Annotated in this window: 16 protein-coding genes; 7 read left to right on the forward strand and 9 right to left on the reverse strand. The window is 67.2% G+C overall.

The genetic code is table 11. From position 1 onward, the window contains the following. The 4 genes from GJV64_RS15715 to GJV64_RS00425 all read left to right on the forward strand — a co-directional run. Positions 1-666 (forward strand): cold-shock protein (locus tag GJV64_RS15715; protein ID WP_328799156.1); only part of this gene is annotated, 666 nt, incomplete at its 5' end. A 183-nt stretch (positions 667-849) separates the two neighbouring features. Beyond that, positions 850-1,155, forward strand: a complete 306-nt coding sequence (locus tag GJV64_RS00415; protein ID WP_164155325.1) for a hypothetical protein — start codon at positions 850-852, stop codon at positions 1,153-1,155. Between the two features lie 58 nt (positions 1,156-1,213). Then, on the forward strand, positions 1,214-2,719 hold the full coding sequence (locus GJV64_RS00420) for a class I adenylate-forming enzyme family protein (protein ID WP_164155326.1): 1,506 nt from the start codon (positions 1,214-1,216) through the stop codon (positions 2,717-2,719). A gap of 52 nt (positions 2,720-2,771) precedes the next feature. Further along, a complete protein-coding gene (locus GJV64_RS00425) occupies positions 2,772-3,104 on the forward strand; it encodes a hypothetical protein (RefSeq protein ID WP_164155327.1) in 333 nt (110 codons plus the stop codon). On the opposite strand, the gene GJV64_RS00430 is transcribed toward GJV64_RS00425, so the two are convergent. Continuing rightward, positions 3,101-4,498, reverse strand: a complete 1,398-nt coding sequence (locus GJV64_RS00430; protein ID WP_164155328.1) for a pyridoxal phosphate-dependent decarboxylase family protein — start codon at positions 4,496-4,498, stop codon at positions 3,101-3,103. The genes GJV64_RS00425 and GJV64_RS00430 overlap by 4 nt on opposite strands. A 130-nt stretch (positions 4,499-4,628) precedes the next feature. Between GJV64_RS00430 and GJV64_RS00435 the strand changes: the two genes are divergently transcribed. Beyond that, the gene (locus GJV64_RS00435; protein WP_164155329.1) at positions 4,629-5,357 is read left to right on the forward strand and encodes a CoA transferase subunit A; all 729 of its coding nucleotides are present in this window, start codon (positions 4,629-4,631) and stop codon (positions 5,355-5,357) included. Further along, positions 5,354-5,989 carry a CoA transferase subunit B gene (locus GJV64_RS00440; protein WP_164155350.1) on the forward strand — a complete coding sequence of 212 codons (636 nt, stop codon included), beginning with the start codon at positions 5,354-5,356 and terminating at the stop codon, positions 5,987-5,989. The genes GJV64_RS00435 and GJV64_RS00440 overlap by 4 nt, the downstream gene beginning before the upstream one ends. Positions 5,990-6,044: 55 nt before the next feature. Here GJV64_RS00440 and GJV64_RS00445 read toward each other — a convergent pair whose 3' ends face one another. The 8 genes from GJV64_RS00445 to leuD all read right to left on the reverse strand — a co-directional run bounded on the left by GJV64_RS00445 (position 6,045) and on the right by leuD (position 13,075). Beyond that, complete coding sequence (locus tag GJV64_RS00445; RefSeq protein ID WP_164155330.1) at positions 6,045-6,647, reverse strand: outer membrane protein; 603 nt, start codon at positions 6,645-6,647, stop codon at positions 6,045-6,047. A gap of 198 nt (positions 6,648-6,845) precedes the next feature. Further along, positions 6,846-7,886 carry an aspartate-semialdehyde dehydrogenase gene (locus GJV64_RS00450; RefSeq protein WP_164155331.1) on the reverse strand — a complete coding sequence of 347 codons (1,041 nt, stop codon included), beginning with the start codon at positions 7,884-7,886 and terminating at the stop codon, positions 6,846-6,848. A gap of 73 nt (positions 7,887-7,959) precedes the next feature. Next, positions 7,960-9,054: a pyridoxal phosphate-dependent aminotransferase gene (locus tag GJV64_RS00455; protein WP_164155332.1), complete on the reverse strand. Its 1,095-nt coding sequence runs from the start codon at positions 9,052-9,054 to the stop codon at positions 7,960-7,962. Positions 9,055-9,068: 14 nt separating this feature from the next. Beyond that, positions 9,069-10,304 (reverse strand): dicarboxylate/amino acid:cation symporter, encoded by a 1,236-nt coding sequence (locus GJV64_RS00460; RefSeq protein ID WP_164155333.1) that lies wholly within the window; start codon positions 10,302-10,304, stop codon positions 9,069-9,071. Further along, positions 10,301-10,930, reverse strand: coding sequence for a DUF502 domain-containing protein (locus GJV64_RS00465; RefSeq protein ID WP_164155334.1), 630 nt, complete (start codon positions 10,928-10,930; stop codon positions 10,301-10,303). Before GJV64_RS00465 ends, GJV64_RS00460 begins: the two co-directional genes overlap by 4 nt. After that, positions 10,927-11,991 carry a 3-isopropylmalate dehydrogenase gene (leuB, locus tag GJV64_RS00470; protein WP_164155335.1) on the reverse strand — a complete coding sequence of 355 codons (1,065 nt, stop codon included), beginning with the start codon at positions 11,989-11,991 and terminating at the stop codon, positions 10,927-10,929. The genes GJV64_RS00465 and leuB overlap by 4 nt, the downstream gene beginning before the upstream one ends. 66 nt (positions 11,992-12,057) lie before the next feature. Beyond that, positions 12,058-12,348, reverse strand: a complete 291-nt coding sequence (locus tag GJV64_RS00475) for a UrcA family protein (protein WP_164155336.1) — start codon at positions 12,346-12,348, stop codon at positions 12,058-12,060. Positions 12,349-12,484: 136 nt separating this feature from the next. Continuing rightward, positions 12,485-13,075, reverse strand: a complete 591-nt coding sequence (gene leuD, locus GJV64_RS00480) for a 3-isopropylmalate dehydratase small subunit (RefSeq protein WP_164155337.1) — start codon at positions 13,073-13,075, stop codon at positions 12,485-12,487. 114 nt (positions 13,076-13,189) lie between these two features. Here leuD and polA point away from each other — a divergent pair, with 114 nt between their 5' ends. Continuing rightward, positions 13,190-15,946, forward strand: coding sequence for a DNA polymerase I (gene polA, locus GJV64_RS00485; protein WP_164155338.1), 2,757 nt, complete (start codon positions 13,190-13,192; stop codon positions 15,944-15,946). The last annotated feature ends 344 nt before the right edge of the window (positions 15,947-16,290 follow it).

A 16,290-nucleotide genomic window follows, 5' to 3' on the forward strand; every position in this document is an offset into this window, starting at 1 on the left:
GTTGGCGGCGGCGGTGGCGGCTTTGCCGGTGACCGCGGCGGCTTCGGCGGCGGCGCCGGTGGCGGCGGTCGCTTCGGCGGCGGCGGTGGTGGCGGCTTCGGCGGCCCGCGCCGTGAGATGTCGCCCGGCATCGTGGTCGGCACCGGCCGCGGCACGGTGAAATTCTTCAATTCGCAAAAGGGCTTCGGCTTCATCGTCCGGGAAGACGGCGGCGAAGACGTGTTTGTCCACATCTCGGCGGTGGAAGCGGCTGGCCTCACGGGCCTCGCCGATGGCCAGCCGCTGGAGTTCACCCTGTCCGAGCGCAACGGCCGCATCTCCGCGACCGAGCTGAAGATCGAGGGCGAACCGTTGCCGGTCGAGGATCGCGCACCGCGCGAACCGCGTGAGGATCGCGCCCCGCGCGGCGATTTCGAGCGTCGCCCGACGCGCGACCGCGCCCCGGTGACCGACGGCGTCCGCGTTGAAGGCACCGTGAAGTTCTTCAACGGCACCAAGGGCTTCGGCTTCATCCAGCGCGATGACGGAGCGCCCGATGCCTTCGTGCACATCTCGGCCGTTGAACGCGCCGGTTTCGCCACCCTGAACGAAGGCCAGCGCGTCTCGTTCGAACTGGAGGAAGACCGCCGCGGCAAGCAGGCAGCGGTGAACCTGCAGTCCGCCTGAGCCATAACGGACAGTGCAAAAGGGGCGGTGGCCGCTGGGCCGCCGCCCTTTTTCATTGCCCGGCAGGCTGTTGGCTGATGCTGCGGTGCGGCAGAAGCGCCCATGGCACGATGGCGGCTGGCAAAAACATTACCTGCCTGTCATGCGACGACTCAACATCCCTCATGTCTCTGGAGCAAGGCAGTGCTGGCCAACAACAGCGTGACGATCATCATGATCGTGATGACCTATATCACCCTTTCGGCCCCGGTGGCTTATCTGTTCATCCTCGCCCCCAAGCAGCTAGAGCGCCGCAAGCAGCGCCAGATCGCCGAACTGGTGGCCGGGGCCGAGCTGCTGGCCGACGCGATCAGCCGCAACGGCGACAATCCGGAGCATCTGGCCCGCCTGTCGGCCAACTATGCCGCCCATGTCCGCGCCCTCACCCAGCTCGGTCAGCCGGTGCCGGAAACCCCGGCGGTGGCAGCCCCGCTCAAGCGCGCTGCCTGACGGCGCTGCCCAAATCCGCCAGTGGACAGGCCGGCAGGCGCGCGCGACGCTGCCGGCCATGACCACGGAAGCCATCTTCGATTTTCCCGCCGCTCTGGCCGCCAATGCCGCTGACCGACCCGATCACCCGGCGGTGATCTGCGGTGACCAGCGGCTGAGCTGGGCTGAGTATTGGCGCCGGGCCGAACGCCTAGCCGCCACGCTGGCCGCCCATGGCGTCAGGCCCGGCGACAGCGTGGCCAGCATTGCCGCCAGCAGCTGCGACTATGCCGTGCTGTGGGGCGCTGTCCTGCGCCTGCGTGCCACCATCGCGCCGCTGGCGCCCTCCTCCACCCCCGAACAGATCGCGGCGATGGTGGCCGATTCGGGCGCGCGGCTGGTGTTTGTTGATGCCGCCAACCGCGCCGCCTTCGCCGCCGTGCTGGGCGGTTACACATTGGTCGATCTCGACGCGCTGGATGGCTGGCTGGACGCGGACGCCCCGCTGCCGGCGCTAGCGCCACTCGATCCGAAGGCCGGCTTCAATATCATTTATTCCAGCGGCACCACCGGCACGCCCAAAGGCATCGTGCAGAGCTGCGCAATGCGATCGCTGCACATCACCGGCGGGCGGCGGATCGGCTATGGTCCCGATTGCGTGACGCTGTGTTCGACGCCGCTCTATTCCAACACCACCCTGGTGTCCTTCATACCCACGCTGGCCTGGGGCGGCACCGCGGTGCTGATGCCCAAGTTCGATACGGCGGGGTGGCTGCAGCTGGCCGAGCGCCACCGCGTCACCCATGCCATGCTGGTGCCGGTGCAGTATCGCCGGCTGCTCGCCGATCCGGGCTTCGACGCGGCCGACCTGTCGTCCCTCTTCATGAAATTCTGCACCTCCGCGCCCTTTGCCGCCGATCTGAAGGCCGAGGTGCTGCGCCGCATGCCGGGCGGCCTGATCGAGTTCTTCGGGATGACCGAGGGCGGGGTGGGCTTCATGCTGGTGGCCCACGAGCATCCTGACAAGCTGCACACGGTGGGCCAGCCGCAGCCTGGCCACGAGGTGCGGATCATCGACGAGGACGGGAACGACGTGCCGCCGGGCACACCGGGGGAGATCGTCGGCCGCTCGCCGGCGACGATGAACGGCTACAAGAACCGCCCCGATCTCACCGCCAAGGCCTATTGGATCGATCCGCAAGGCAAGGAATGGCTGCGCACCGGCGACATCGGCCGGCTCGATGAGGATGGTTTCCTCACCCTGATGGATCGCGCCAAGGACATGATCATCTCGGGAGGTTTCAACATCTACCCGTCCGATCTGGAAGCCGTGCTGCTCACCCTGCCGGGCGTCGTCGAAGCCGCGGTGGTGGGCGTCGCGTCGGAGGCGTGGGGCGAAACGCCGGTGGCGTTCGTGGTCGCGCCGGGCGGCGATGCCGACGCCCTGCGCGCTGCCGCCAATGCGCAGCTGGGCAAGACACAGCGGTTGGCCGCGGTAGTGCTGGTCGACGAGTTGCCGCGCAGCCATATCGGCAAGGTGCTGAAGCGCGAGCTGCGCGACGGCTTCAAGGGCACGGTTGCCTGAAGGCGGCAAACATCGCAGCATGGCCCGGCAAGCCTTTGGGGGAACGGGCACCATGAACCAGCTGACACGCGCCACCTGCGTAGGGATTGCCGCCCAGATCGCCATGGTGACCGCCGGCCATTATGTGCCGGCGATCGCCAACCTGTTTGCCATCGGCGGCCTCGGCATTTCGGCGCTGACCGGCTGGGGGGCGATGAAGCAGCGTCCGGTCAGCCTGGCAGAGGGGGCCACCGGCGGCGCGCTGGCCGGCGGCCTCTGCGCGGCGGCGGGCATCGCCCTTTCGGTGGTCCTGGGCGATGTGCCCTTCAGCCTGCTGCCGCTCGGCACACTGGGCAGCGCCATCACCGGCATGGTCGGCGGGCTGATCGGGCGGTCCCGGGGTTAGCGCAGGCTGGCCAGCGCCTCGGCCGCCGCCGCCACGGTGCGGCGCACGTCGTCCGCATTGGTCTGCCAATTGCACACGCTGATCCGCATGGTGCGCTCGCCCTGCCACAGCGTGCCGCTGAAGAAGGCTTCGCCGCTGGCGTTGATGGCGGCGATCACGGCGTCGGTGATGTTGGTGCCGTCAGCGGCGTGGAAGCGCACCATGCCCTGGTTCATGATAGGCCGGGCGATGCTGGTGGCGCCCGGCAGCGCCGCCAGCCCGTCGTGCAGGGCCAGCGCATGATCACAGCAGCGCGCGATCAGGTCGGCCAGGCCATCGCGGCCCAGCTCCATCAGCGCCGCCAACACTGGCAGGCTGCGCGCCCGACGAGACCATTCCGGCGTGTAGTTCATCGGATCGCGCGTATCGCCATCCTGGCTGAGATAGCTTGCCGTCAGCTTCATCGACGCCTTCAGCGCCTCGCCATGGCGGGTGATGGCCATGCCGCAATCATAGGGCGTGTTCAGCCACTTGTGCCCGTCGCTGGCGATGGAATCGGCCAACTGGATGCCGGCGACCTGATCGGCATAGCGCGGGCTGGCCGCCAGCCACAGGCCGAAGGCGCCATCGACATGCACCCAGGCACCAGCCGCCTGTGCCAGCGGGATCAGCGTGGCGAAATCGTCGCTCTGGCCCAGGTTGAGATCGCCGGCATTCAGGATGACGATGGTCGGCGCGCCCGGCGCCTGTGTCAGCGCGGCCTGCAGTTCCGCAGCGCCAACCCGCCCCGGCGCACCACCGGCCAGCGGCACCACGCACGCTGTCCCGAAGCCCAGCAGCCGCAGTGCGCGGGTTACACTGCCATGGTGGTGGGCATTGGCCAGTACTCGAATCGGCGGCGCGCCGAACAGGCCATCACGCTCCACATCCCAGCCGGCTCCATCCCGGGTTGCCTTGGCCAGAACGTGATGGCGCGCGGCTGCCAGAGCGGCGGCATGGCTCATCTGGCAGCCGGTGGTGAAGCTGACGGCGCACGTCGGGGGCAGATGCAGCGCCTCAAGCAGCAGCTTGGCGGCGACCTCCTCCAGAACGGCGCTGGCCGGGCTGGTGGCGGCGAGCACGGCATTCTGATCCCACAGGCTGGTCAACACGTCGGTCGCCTGCGCGGCGGGCAGCGAACCGCCGTTCACCCAGGCGAAGAAGCGGCTGGACATGTTGGCGTTCAGCCCCGGCTCGGCAGCGCGCGCGATGGTGCGCACCACGTCGGCCGGGTCCATGCCATGTTCGGGCAGGTGGGTCGGTAGCGGCGCCAGTATGTCGGCCCGGCTGCCGGTGGGGCCGACGCTGCGGTGCGCCAGGCTGTCGATGAAGCGGCGGCCTTCGGCAATGGCGATATCGAGTGGATCCTGGCTCATGCGCCGGCAAATAGCCGATGGCGGCCGCGCTGTCCTGCGGAAACAGGACGGCGAAATTGCGCCGAATGCGGCTGGCGCTGCTGCGGCAATCTGGCTATCTCGCAGGTGCAACATGTGAAGGAGCGGGCGCGTGGCCAACAAGCTCTACCCCGATGCCAAGGCGGCGCTGGATGGCCTGCTGTTCGATGGGATGACCATCATGTCCGGCGGCTTCGGGCTGTGCGGCATCCCGGAGAATCTGATCGCGGCCCTGCGGGACAGCGGCGTCAAGGGCATCACCGCCATCTCCAACAACGCCGGGGTGGATGGCTTCGGTCTCGGCCTGCTGCTGGAAACCCGCCAGATCGCCCGGATGATCTCCAGCTATGTCGGCGAGAACAAGGAGTTCGAGCGCCAATATCTGGCCGGCGAACTGCAACTGGAGTTCAACCCGCAGGGCACCCTGGCCGAACGCATCCGGGCCGGCGGGGCAGGCATCCCCGGCTTCTACACGAAAACCGGCGTTGGCACGCTGGTGGCCGACGGCAAGGAGCACAAGGATTTCAACGGGGAGACCTATATCCTCGAAACCGGGCTGGTGGCCGATGTGTCGATCGTCAAGGCCTGGAAGGCCGACCCTTATGGCAATCTCGTCTTCCGAAAGACGGCGCGCAACTTCAACCCCGTCATGGCCACCGCCGGCAAGGTGACGGTGGTGGAGGTGGAAGAACTGGTCGGCCCCGGCGAGCTCGATCCCGATGGCATCCACACGCCGGGCATCTTCGTGCAGCGGCTGATCGTGGGCACGGATTATGAAAAGCGCATCGAACAGCGCACGGTGCGCGAGCCGGGCAACCCGGCGGCGGGGGAGAAGGCCTGATGTGGACGCGCGATCAGCAGGCGGCCCGCGCCGCGCAGGAGCTGAAGGACGGTTTCTACGTCAACCTCGGCATCGGCATGCCGACCCTGGTGGCCAACCATATCCCAGACGGCATCGACGTGACGCTGCAGAGCGAGAACGGCATGCTGGGCATGGGGCCGTTTCCCTATGCCGGCGAGGAAGATCCTGACCTGATCAACGCCGGCAAGCAGACCATCACCGAGCTCGACCGCACGAGCTATTTCAGCAGCGCCGACAGCTTCGCGATGATCCGCGGCGGGCATGTCGACCTCTCCATTCTCGGCGCCATGGAAGTGGCGGAGAATGGCGACATCGCCAACTGGATGATCCCCGGCAAGATGGTGAAGGGCATGGGCGGTGCCATGGACCTGGTGGCCGGCGTCAAGAAGATCATCGTGCTGATGGAGCATAATGCCAGGGACGGATCGGCCAAGTTCAAGACTGCTTGCACCCTGCCGCTGACCGGCAAGGGCGTTGTCGACATGGTGATCTCCGAGCTGGCAGTGCTGGCCCGCCCCGCCAAGGGCGCGCTGTTCCGACTGATCGAACTGGCGCCGGGTGTCGATCTCGAGACACTGAGGGCCCGCACCGAGGGCCATTTCGAGGCGTAAGAAAAAGGGGCTAGCGGCATCGCTGCCGCCAGCCCCCACTCACCGACAGCCCCGCTCAGAAGCGCAGGTTCAGACCGGTCATCACCGCGTGGCGGTGATAGTTGAGCCGCGAAGCGCCGCCGGCACCCGGCAGCAGGTCATCGCCATAGTCGGCGTAGTTGTACTCGACCCGGGCCGACAGGTTGCGGCCCAGAGCGTGCTCAAAGCCGGCGCCGACCGTCCAGCCGTCGCGGTTTTCCGACGGGCCTGCCGGGTTGGTGATCGAGAAGCGGGCATTGGAATAGCCGCCGCGTGCGTAGATCAGGTCAGACGGCGTGGCCAGGAAGCCGGCGCGGCCGGTGAGGTTGATGGTGCGCCCGGCTTCCAGGTCGAACGTCGGGAAGCGGTTGGTGCCGGTGCGGCCGGTGATCGAGGCTTCGACACCGATCACTGCGCTGCCCAGATTGGCGTCATAGCCGATCTGGCTGCCATAGGCGAAGCCATCGCCCTTGGCACGGATGGTGGCCGGCGGCACGGTGCCGGTGGTCAGCGACTGGCGGTCCTGCTGCCAGCCGAGCTGGGCACCCACGAAGGGCCCGTTGAAATTCCTGGCATCCTGGGCGACGGCTGGACCCGCAAGGGCAGCGGCGGCCAGAAGAGCAAGTGCGAAACGCGACATGGTTGATTCCTCTTGTTGTTGCGCCGGCCATGGGGGTGTGTCCGGCTGTCGCCGCGTCATCGCCAAGGATGGGCGGCGGCATCCGGTCTTGCCGGCTGACAAGGGATATGGCGCCCACGGCATGGCCGCAGACTGAACCGAACATGGCGAGGTGTGGCCGGTGCGCCGCAGTGTTGCCGCAAAGCTGCCCGGCTTTGTTCAGCCCTTCTTCAGGTGCCGCCGGCCCAGCAACTCGGCGATCTGCACCGCGTTCAGCGCCGCGCCCTTGCGCAGATTGTCGGACACGCACCACAGGGCGAGACCGTTCTCCACGGTCGGGTCCTTGCGCACGCGGCTGACGAAGGTGGCATAATCGCCGACGCATTCGACTGGTGTGACGTAGCCAGCGTCCTCGCGCTTGTCGATCAGCATGACGCCGGGCGCCTCACGCAGCAGGCTCTGGGCGCGAGCGACCGACAGCGGCTTCTCGAACTCGAGGTTGATGGCTTCGCTATGGCCAACGAACACCGGCACGCGCACGCAGGTCGCGGTCACCTCGATGTTGGGATCGAGGATCTTGCGCGTCTCCGCGGTCATCTTCCACTCTTCCTTGGTGTAACCGTCCATGCCGCTGTCCGCGCCCATGAACACATCGATGTGGGGGATGACGTTGAAGGCGATGCGCTTGGTGAACTTCTCGATCACCGGCTCGTCGTTCACGAAGATGGCGCGGGTCTGGGTGAACAGCTCGTCCATGCCCGCCTTGCCGGCGCCGGAGACCGACTGATAGGTGCTCACCACCACGCGCCTGATGGTGGCTTCATCATGCAGTGGCTTCAGCGCCACCACCATCTGGGCCGTGGAGCAGTTGGGGTTGGCGATGATGTTGCGCTTCTTGTAGCCGTCGATGGCGCCCGGGTTCACTTCTGGCACGATCAGCGGCACGTCCGGGTCCATGCGGAACAGCGACGAATTGTCGATTACCACGCAGCCCTGCGCCGCCGCCCGGGGGGCGTGCACCTTGGCCGGGCCGGAGCCGGCGGCAAACAGTGCGATGTCCCAGCCGGTGAAATCGAAATGCTCGATGTTGTGCACCTTCAAGGTGCGGCCGTCCTCGCCGAAATCGATGATGTCGCCGGTCGACCGCGGCGAGGCCACGGCGGCAATCTCGGCCAGCGGGAACTGCCGCTCGGCCAGGATGTTCAGCATTTCGCGCCCGACATTGCCGGTGGCGCCGACGACGACGACCTTGTAGCCCATATGGTCACTCCTTGGGGTGCGGCTGTTAGCGCATCACACGGCAGAGTCCAACGATAAGCGCGAGCGTGCCGCCTCAGAGCAGCGCCGCCATCCGTTCCAGCGCGGTGGCAAATCCGGCCTCCTGGTGGGCAAAGCCGATGCGCACATGCTGCGGGTGGCCAAAACAGTCGCCGGGCGCCACCAGCACGCCCGCCCGGGCCAGTGCCTCGCAGAAGGGCCGGCTGTCGCGGCCATCGCTGAACCAGGGGAAGCAGGTGGTGCCGCCGTGCGGCGCGGTCCAGGACAGGCGCCCGCCAGACTGGTCGATCAGGGCGGAGAGCAGCGCCAGATTCTTGCCGGCAACCTGCTGCAGCCGGCCAAGGATGCTGTCCCGCTGCAGCAGTGCATGGGTGGCCAGCCGCTCCAGCAGAGGCGATCCGCTGATGGTGAAATGGCTGCGGGCGTTGATCATGGCGCGGCGGCGCTCGGGATCGGCCTCGATGATCCAGCCGGTGCGCAGGCCGGGCAGGGACATCGCCTTCGACAGGTCACTCATCACCACGACATTGGGAATGCCGGCCGCCGAAGGCTGGTGCGCTCCGAAATAGAGCGGGTGGTAGACCTCGTCGACCAGCAGTGGGATTGACCGCTCCGCCAGCGCCGCGGCCAGCGCCGCGATGGCCGGCCGCGGCATCACCACGCCGGTCGGATTGTGCGGTGTGTTGAGCAGGACCAGCCGGGTCGCATCGGTCACGGCGGCCAATATGGGTTCGGGATCGAGTGCAAACCCATCGGCGCCCTTCACCGCATAGGCGCGCGTTGCCAGCCCGGAGGCCTGCGCCATGCCGGCATAGGCGGGGTAGGCTGGATCGGGGATGACGATGTTGGCGCTGGGCTCGCTGGCGAGGCACAGGATGATCGCCAGCGCTTCCGATGCGCCGGTTGTCATCACCACCCAGTCCGGATCGGTGTCGTGCAGGGCGGCGACGGCAGTGCGCACCGCCGCCGACCCTTGCGGCGGCGCATAGCCCAGCGCGACATCACCCAGATCAAGGCCGCCGCCCAGCTGCGCCAGTTCGGTGACGGAAAACCCCGGACCGGTGCTCGATGCCAGGTCAAATTCGATCGGCGGCGTCGCGAAATTGTGGGCCGACAGCCATTCATCGAGGGCGAAATGCGGCAGGTCCATGCGATGCCCGCCGGTCAGCGCCGCCGGCCCAGGATCGCCGTCACCGCCAGATCGGCGGTGACATTGCCCAGCGTGCGGAAAATGTCGGGCACCAGTTCGACCGCCAGCAGCACCGGCAGCACGCCGATCGGCACGCCCATGGCGTTGGCAATCGGCACGCAGGCGGCCAGGAAGGTGATGGACCCCGGAAGCCCGCCGGTGGACACCGCCGCGACCAGCGCCGCCAGCAGCGCGCCCATATAGGCCAGCGCCGAATGCTCCATGCCGTGCAGGTGCCCGACATAGAGCACCACCGCGATGTTGGCGCAGGGGCTGGTGATGCGGAAGATGCTCACCGCCAGCGGCAGCACCACGCGGCTGGTCGCCTCGGGCAGGCCCAGCCGCTCGGCGCCGTCGAAAATGGCGGGCAGGGAGGCGATGCTGGACTGGGTGGACACAGCGACCGCCTGCGCCGGCAGCACCGCCCGGGCAAAGGCCAGCGGGCCGACGCGGCCGAAGATCACCGCCAGCGGATAGACGAGGATGATGAGGCCGACCTGCACCGCCACCAGCACGACGATATAATGGCCGAGCAGGCCAAAGGCGCCCAACCCGGCCTTGATGCCGACCCCCATGGCCAGCGCGAACACGCCCAGCGGCGCCACCACGAAGATCCAGCCCACGAGAACCAGCATGGCATCCTTGACCGCATCGAACAGGCTGACGAGCTGGCCGCGCCGGGCCGTGTCGAGCCTGGTGGCGGCCAGCGCGAACAGGCCGATGAAGGTGACCACCGGCAGCATGTCGCCCTTGGCCAGCGAATTGAAGATGTTGGCGGGCACCAGCGAAAGCAGCCACTTGCCCAGATCGATCTTAATGGCCGCCTGATTGGCCGCGATGTCGGAACCGGCTTCGAACTTGGCGCTTTCCATCATGATCACGCTGGAGGCCACCGGCGGCGCCGGCCACGCCTCCAGCAGCAGCGGCACGAACAGCATCGACCACAGCGCCGAGAACACCAGCAGCGCCAGGAAGGCGAGCAGCGCGCGCCCGGCCACCATGCTGCCGCCGGCCTGCCCTACCGATTGCGCGATGCCGGTGAACAGCAGCCCGGCGATCAGCGGGATGATCGTCATCTGCAGCGCCTGCAGCCACAGGTTGCCGACCGCGTCGCTGACCGGCAGCAGCGACTTGCCCAGGTCGCTGGGCAGCAGCGCGCCGACCAGCAGGCCCGCGATCAGCGCCAGGAAGATGCGCAGCGTCAGGCTCATTTCACGGGCTCCGGACCGCTGAGCGTCCCCATGGTCACATAGAGCTTGGCGAGGTCATCCACCCCCATCGAGGGCACTGGCTTCACCCGGCTGGCTTCCACGAACAGCATGCCGCCGCCCACCGGCACCGGCGCCGTGGGGATGAGGATCAGGTAGCGCGGCCCCTGCCCGAAATCATGCAGGCGCGGGGAGGTGAGCAGCGCGAGGGCCTCGACATGATCCCCGAAGCTGACCGAGACGACCGACATGCCGCTCATCTCGCCGCCCTGGCCGGTGCCCATCATTCGCACGAACTGGGCAAGCGGCCGATAGAGGCTACCCAGCCCCGGGATCCGCGAAATGAGGCCATCCAGCCCGCCTTCCAGCTGCGGGCGAAAGCGGGTCTGCACGGCCAGCCCGATCAGCCACACCAGCAGCGCGGCCATGCCGATGCCGGCCCAGAAGGCCGCAAAGGGCGAGGGGGTGAAGATCATGCCGGCCTGGCCCAGCAGCTGGCCCAGCGGCGTCGCCGGCCCCAGCGCAGCGATCAGGTAACCCGACAGCCAGTTGAGGATGATCAGCGTGACAAGCACCGGGGCCAGGAACAGCAGCCCGGTGACGAACGGGGTGAAGACCTTCCGGATCAAAGGCCGGCCAGGATGGCGTCGCCCATGGCCGCAGTGGTCATGGTGCCGCCCAGATCGGGCGTGCGCGCCCCGGCATTCAGGGCCGCCTCCACCGCCGCCTCCACCTTGTCGGCCAATGCTGGTGCCCCGAGGCTGTAGCGCAGCGCCATGGCGAGGCTGAGCACCGAGGCGCAGGGGTTGGCGACACCGCGCCCGGCAATGTCGGGCGCCGAGCCGTGGATGGGCTCATAAAGGCCGGGCGCGCCGGCATCGCCGATCGCTGCAGAGGGCAGCATGCCCAGTGAACCGGTCAGCATCGCGGCCTCGTCCGACAATATGTCGCCGAACAGATTGTCGGTGAGGATCACGTCGAACTGCTTGGGATATTTCACCAGCTGCATGGCCATGTTGTCGGCCAGCATGTGCGACAGCTTGATGTCGGGATAGTCGGCATCGCGCAACGCCTGCACCTCCTCGCGCCACATCAGGCCGGCTTCCATCACGTTGCCCTTTTCGGCCGAGACCACCTCGCCCTTGCGGCCGCGCGCCAGCTCGAACGCGATCCGGGCGACCCGGTGGATTTCCGACGACGTGTAGACATGGGTGTTCACGCCGCGACGCTGGCCGTCGGGCAGGGTTTCGACACCGCGCGGTTCGCCGAAATAGACGCCGCCGGTCAGTTCGCGGACGAACAGGATATCGAGCCCCTCGACGAACACGCGTTTCAGCGTCGACGCGTCCGCCAGCGCCGAGAAACAGCGCGCCGGCCGCAGATTGGCATAGACGTTCATGCCGGCCCGCAAGGCCAACAGCCCGGCCTCCGGGCGCTTGTCATAGGGCTGGCCCGCCCATTGCGGCCCGCCCACCGCGCCCATCAGCACGGCGTCCGCCGCCTTGGCCCGGGCCAGCGTCTCGTCGGTCAGGGGCACGCCATGCGCGTCGATGCTGGCGCCGCCGAACGGGCCTTCCTCGACGGCAAGGGCCAGGCCCTGGTTGATCAGCCGGCCCGCCACGCGGCGGGCAATGGCGGTGACTTCGGGGCCTATGCCATCCCCGGGCAGCAGGAGCAGTGTCTTGGTCATCGCCCGCCCTTAACGGCAATCGGCGATGCTGCCAACGCCGTCAAACGGGCACGGCGCTGACGCCGCTCAGTTGGCCAGCGTTTCCTGGCGGCGAGCCGCCACACGGGCCAGCGCATCCGCACGGCAGCGATCGACCAGCCGCGATTCCGACAGGTCCCTCAGCGCGGTAAAGCTGCACACCTGCCGCGCCGCGCGCCACAGGCGCCGGTCAAGCTCGCGCTGGCCACCGGCACTGGCAAGATCAAGGTCGCCTGTGGCAACGGCGAGGCTGCGGCCCGAAGGCACGGTGATCATCGGTTCGGCAAGGGCCGGCACCGCCACTGCGGCCGCCACGGCAAAGGTCAACATCAGGCGCATCGTCTCTCTCCCAGGGGCACATCCCCGGGCCGGCGTGCCCTCCCGCGCCGGCGCACGCCGCCGCAGTCTGCGGCAGCTTGACGCAGTCTATGCCTGTTCGGAGCCGGAATCTACGTCAAATGACGTACGAGGCAGATCAGCCGGCAGCGCCGGCAATCCACGGCCGCTCGGCCGCCAGCCGGGCTTCGTGGGCGGCGATGCGGTCAGTCATCGCCATGGTCAGCCCGATCTCGTCCAGCCCGTTCAGCAGGCAGTGCTTGCGGAACGGATCCATCGGGAATTCGAACCGGTCCTGGAACGGCGTCGTCACCACCTGGTTCTCGAGGTCCACGGTGATCGGCTGGCCATCGCTTGCCACCGCCAGCAGCCGGTCGACCGCGTCTTGCGGCAGCGTAACCAGCAACAGGCCATTCTTGAAGGCGTTGCCGGCAAAAATGTCGGCAAAGCCGGGCGAGATGACGACACGGATGCCAAGGTCGGCCAGTGCCCAGGGCGCGTGCTCACGGCTCGACCCACAGCCGAAGTTGGCGCCCGCGATCAGGATCGGCGCGCCGGCGTGGGTGTCGAACACATTGTCCGGCGTCTCGCGCAGCGCGGCAAAGGCGCCCTTGCCCAGCCCGGCGCGACTGATGGTCTTCAGGAAGCGTGCCGGGATGATGACATCGGTATCGACATTGGCGGCACCAAAGGGGATGGCCTGGCCGGAGAGGGTTTTGAAAGCCTGCATGGCGGGGGCCGATGCCACAGCCATGCCGTCCGGGCAATGCTTGGTCGTTGCCGGCGTTCAAGTCCGCCGGCAATCATGCTTTCACGTGCCGCACGACCGGCCTAGAAGGAAGGCATGGCCCAGCATCTCTACCTGGTTGATGGCAGCAGCTTCATCTTCCGTGCCTATCACCGGCTGCCGCCGCTCACCGATCCCAGCGGCACGCCGGTCGGCGCCGTCTATGGCTTCACCGCCATGCTGTGGAAGCTGATTGCCGAGCTGAACAGGGCCGAAGCACCCACCCATCTTGCCGTGGTGCTCGATGCCGGCAGCCACACCTTCCGCAACGACATGTACGATCAGTACAAGGCCAATCGGCCGCCGGCGCCGGAAGACCTGGTGCCGCAGTTCCCGTTGATCCGCGATGCCGTCCGGGCCTTTTCGGTGCCCTGCTTCGAACAGGCCGGCGTGGAGGCGGACGACATCATCGCCAGCTACACCAGGGCAGCGCGGGCTGACGGCTTCGATGTCACCATCGTCAGCTCCGACAAGGACCTGATGCAGCTGGTCGGCCCCGGCGTGAACCTGCTCGACACGATGAAGAACGAGGTGATCGGCCCGGCCCAGGTGCTCGACAAGTTCGGCGTGCCGCCGGAACAGGTGGGCGAGGTGCTGGCGCTGATGGGCGACACAGCCGACAACGTGCCCGGCGTGCGCGGCATTGGCCCCAAAACCGCCGCCGATCTCATTCGCGAGCATGGCAGCGTGGAAGGCGTGATCGCCAACATCGCTGGCATCGCCAAGCCCAAGCTGAAGGAAACGCTGGCCGCTTCGGTCGACATGGCCCGCCTGTCCCGCGAGCTGGTGCGGTTGAAGGATGACCTGCCGCTGCCCGCCCCACTGGACGAGCTTACCCTGCGGGAGCCGCCGCACGAGCCGCTGGCCGTCTTCCTGAAGAAGCACGGCTTCCGCGCCATGCTGGCCAAGTTGGGTGCCACCGGCTCGGGCGGCCCGGCGCCGGACACGCATCGTCCGTCAACGGCCCATGTGCCGGAGGATGATGTCGCCTTCGTCCACGCCGACTATGAGTGCGTGACGACGCTGGAGCGGCTGGACTGGTGGATCGCTGACGCGACGCGGCTGGGCCAGGTGGCGGTCGACACCGAGACCACCGGCACTGACCAGATGCGCGTCGACCTCGTTGGCATCAGTCTTGCCACCGCCCCGGGCAAGGCCTGCTATATCCCCATTGCCCACGACAGCGGCGATGGGATGTTTGCCGAGCGGCCGCCGCAGCTTGACCGGACGACGGTGATCAACCGGCTGAACCCCCTGCTGGCCGATCCGGCGGTCCTGAAGATCGGCCACAATCTCAAATATGATCTGATCGTGCTGGCCCGCCACGGCGTGCCGGTGCTGGCGCCCTTCGACGACACGATGCTCCTGAGTTACGCCCTCGATGCCGGGCGCTGGAACCATGGCATGGACGATCTTTCGGCCCGCCATCTCGGCCACACGCCGATCCCCTACAAGGAGGTGGCCAAGGGGCTGAAGAGCTTTGCCGAGGTCGATCTCAGGCGCGCCACCGATTATGCCGCCGAGGATGCGGACGTGACGTTCCGGCTGTGGCAGGGCTTCCGCCGCCGGCTGTGGAAGGAACAGGTGACCGCCATCCACGAACAGGTTGACCGGCCGCTGCTGCCGGTGATCGCCGCGATGGAAATGGCCGGTATCAAGGTGGACCGTGCCGAACTGGCGCGCCTGTCAGCGGCGTACGAGGTGGAGATCAACCGGCTGGAGGGTGAGATTCACGAACTCGCCGGCGCGCCGTTCACCATCGGCAGCCCCAAGCAGCTGGGCGAGATCCTGTTCGACAAGCTAGGCTACAAGGGCGGCAAGAAGGGCAAGACCGGTGCCTGGACCACGGACGCAAGTGAACTTGAGCGGCTGGCCGAAGAGGGCGCGCCGATCGCGCAGAAGGTGCTCGACTGGCGCCAGCATTCGAAGCTGAAATCCACCTACACCGATGCGCTGCAGGCCCAGATCAACCCGGCGACCGACCGGGTGCACACCAATTTCCACCTCGCCGCCACCTCGACAGGGCGGCTATCGTCCAACGATCCTAACCTCCAGAACATCCCCATTCGCACCGAACTGGGCCGGCGCATCCGCCATGCCTTCGTGGCGGCGCCGGGACACGTGATCATGGCGGCCGACTATAACCAGATCGAGCTGCGGCTGGTCGCCCACATCGCCGACGTGCCGGAACTGAAGAGCGTCTATGCGGCTGGCGAAGATGTCCACGCGCTCACCGCGCGCGAGGTGTTCGGGCACGTGGACCGCGACACGCGGGCACGGGCGAAGACCATCAACTTCTCGATCATCTACGGCATTTCCGCCTTTGGCCTCGCCCAGCGGCTGGGCATCGAGCGCGGGCAGGCCGCCGAATATATCGAGCTCTATTTCAGCCGCTTCCCCGGCATCCGCAACTACATGGCCGAAACCATCGCGTTTGCGAAGGACAAGGGCTTCGTGACGACGCTGTTCGGCCGCAAGTGCCACGCGCCGCTGATCCTGTCGAAGAACCAGGGCGAGCGCCAGTTCGCCGAGCGCGCCGTGGTCAACGCCCGCGTGCAGGGGACGGCCGCCGACATCATCAAGCGCGCCATGGTGCAGATGCCGGGCGCGCTCGCCGCAGCTGGCCTGACCGGCACAAGGATGCTGCTGCAGGTGCACGACGAACTGGTGTTCGAGGTGCCGGAGGCCGAGGTGGATGCCGTGCAGCCGGTGATCCGCGCCGTGATGGAGAATGCGCACCGCCCGCTGGTCGACCTGTCGGTTCCGCTCGGCGTCGAAATCGGCCACGGCCCGTCGTGGGGAGATGCGCACTAGGCAAGCTTTATGATCTCCGTCAGGTTGCAACAAATGCCTAATCGCAATAAATTCTACTTATGCCGATAAAGAATCATTGGTACTTGCGGGTACGGCGGTTCGTAGACCATGAACAGTCTACCAGACCTCAACCCGTTACACCTTTTCTTGGCGCCCTGCCTGTTGCCCTTGCCGCCATTCTTCAGTCGAAATTGAGCGCTGCCGTCGCCTCGTTGGCCATGACAGCGGCTCTGGTGGTTGGCGGAGCTTGGACTGTATTTGCATGGTGGCGCGGTTACCGACTTTTCAAAGCTTCCGGACTGCGCGGTGACCGTTATTTTGACAAGCGGGGGAAGTTTGTGCTG

Source organism: Sandarakinorhabdus rubra, assembly GCF_010994245.1.
Taxonomy (GTDB): domain Bacteria; phylum Pseudomonadota; class Alphaproteobacteria; order Sphingomonadales; family Sphingomonadaceae; genus Sandarakinorhabdus; species Sandarakinorhabdus rubra.

Excerpts from the sequence above, each read along its gene's own strand:
- GJV64_RS00420 (WP_164155326.1), top strand. The coding sequence starts at position 1,214 with ATGACCACGGAAGCCATCTTCGATTTTCCCGCCGCTCTGGCCGCCAAT.
- GJV64_RS00425 (WP_164155327.1), top strand. The coding sequence starts at position 2,772 with ATGAACCAGCTGACACGCGCCACCTGCGTAGGGATTGCCGCCCAGATC.
- GJV64_RS00430 (WP_164155328.1), bottom strand. The coding sequence starts at position 4,498 with ATGAGCCAGGATCCACTCGATATCGCCATTGCCGAAGGCCGCCGCTTC.
- GJV64_RS00445 (WP_164155330.1), bottom strand. The coding sequence starts at position 6,647 with ATGTCGCGTTTCGCACTTGCTCTTCTGGCCGCCGCTGCCCTTGCGGGT.
- GJV64_RS00450 (WP_164155331.1), bottom strand. The coding sequence starts at position 7,886 with ATGGGCTACAAGGTCGTCGTCGTCGGCGCCACCGGCAATGTCGGGCGC.
- GJV64_RS00455 (WP_164155332.1), bottom strand. The coding sequence starts at position 9,054 with ATGGACCTGCCGCATTTCGCCCTCGATGAATGGCTGTCGGCCCACAAT.
- GJV64_RS00460 (WP_164155333.1), bottom strand. The coding sequence starts at position 10,304 with ATGAGCCTGACGCTGCGCATCTTCCTGGCGCTGATCGCGGGCCTGCTG.
- leuB (WP_164155335.1), bottom strand. The coding sequence starts at position 11,991 with ATGACCAAGACACTGCTCCTGCTGCCCGGGGATGGCATAGGCCCCGAA.
- GJV64_RS00475 (WP_164155336.1), bottom strand. The coding sequence starts at position 12,348 with ATGCGCCTGATGTTGACCTTTGCCGTGGCGGCCGCAGTGGCGGTGCCG.
- leuD (WP_164155337.1), bottom strand. The coding sequence starts at position 13,075 with ATGCAGGCTTTCAAAACCCTCTCCGGCCAGGCCATCCCCTTTGGTGCC.
- polA (WP_164155338.1), top strand. The coding sequence starts at position 13,190 with ATGGCCCAGCATCTCTACCTGGTTGATGGCAGCAGCTTCATCTTCCGT.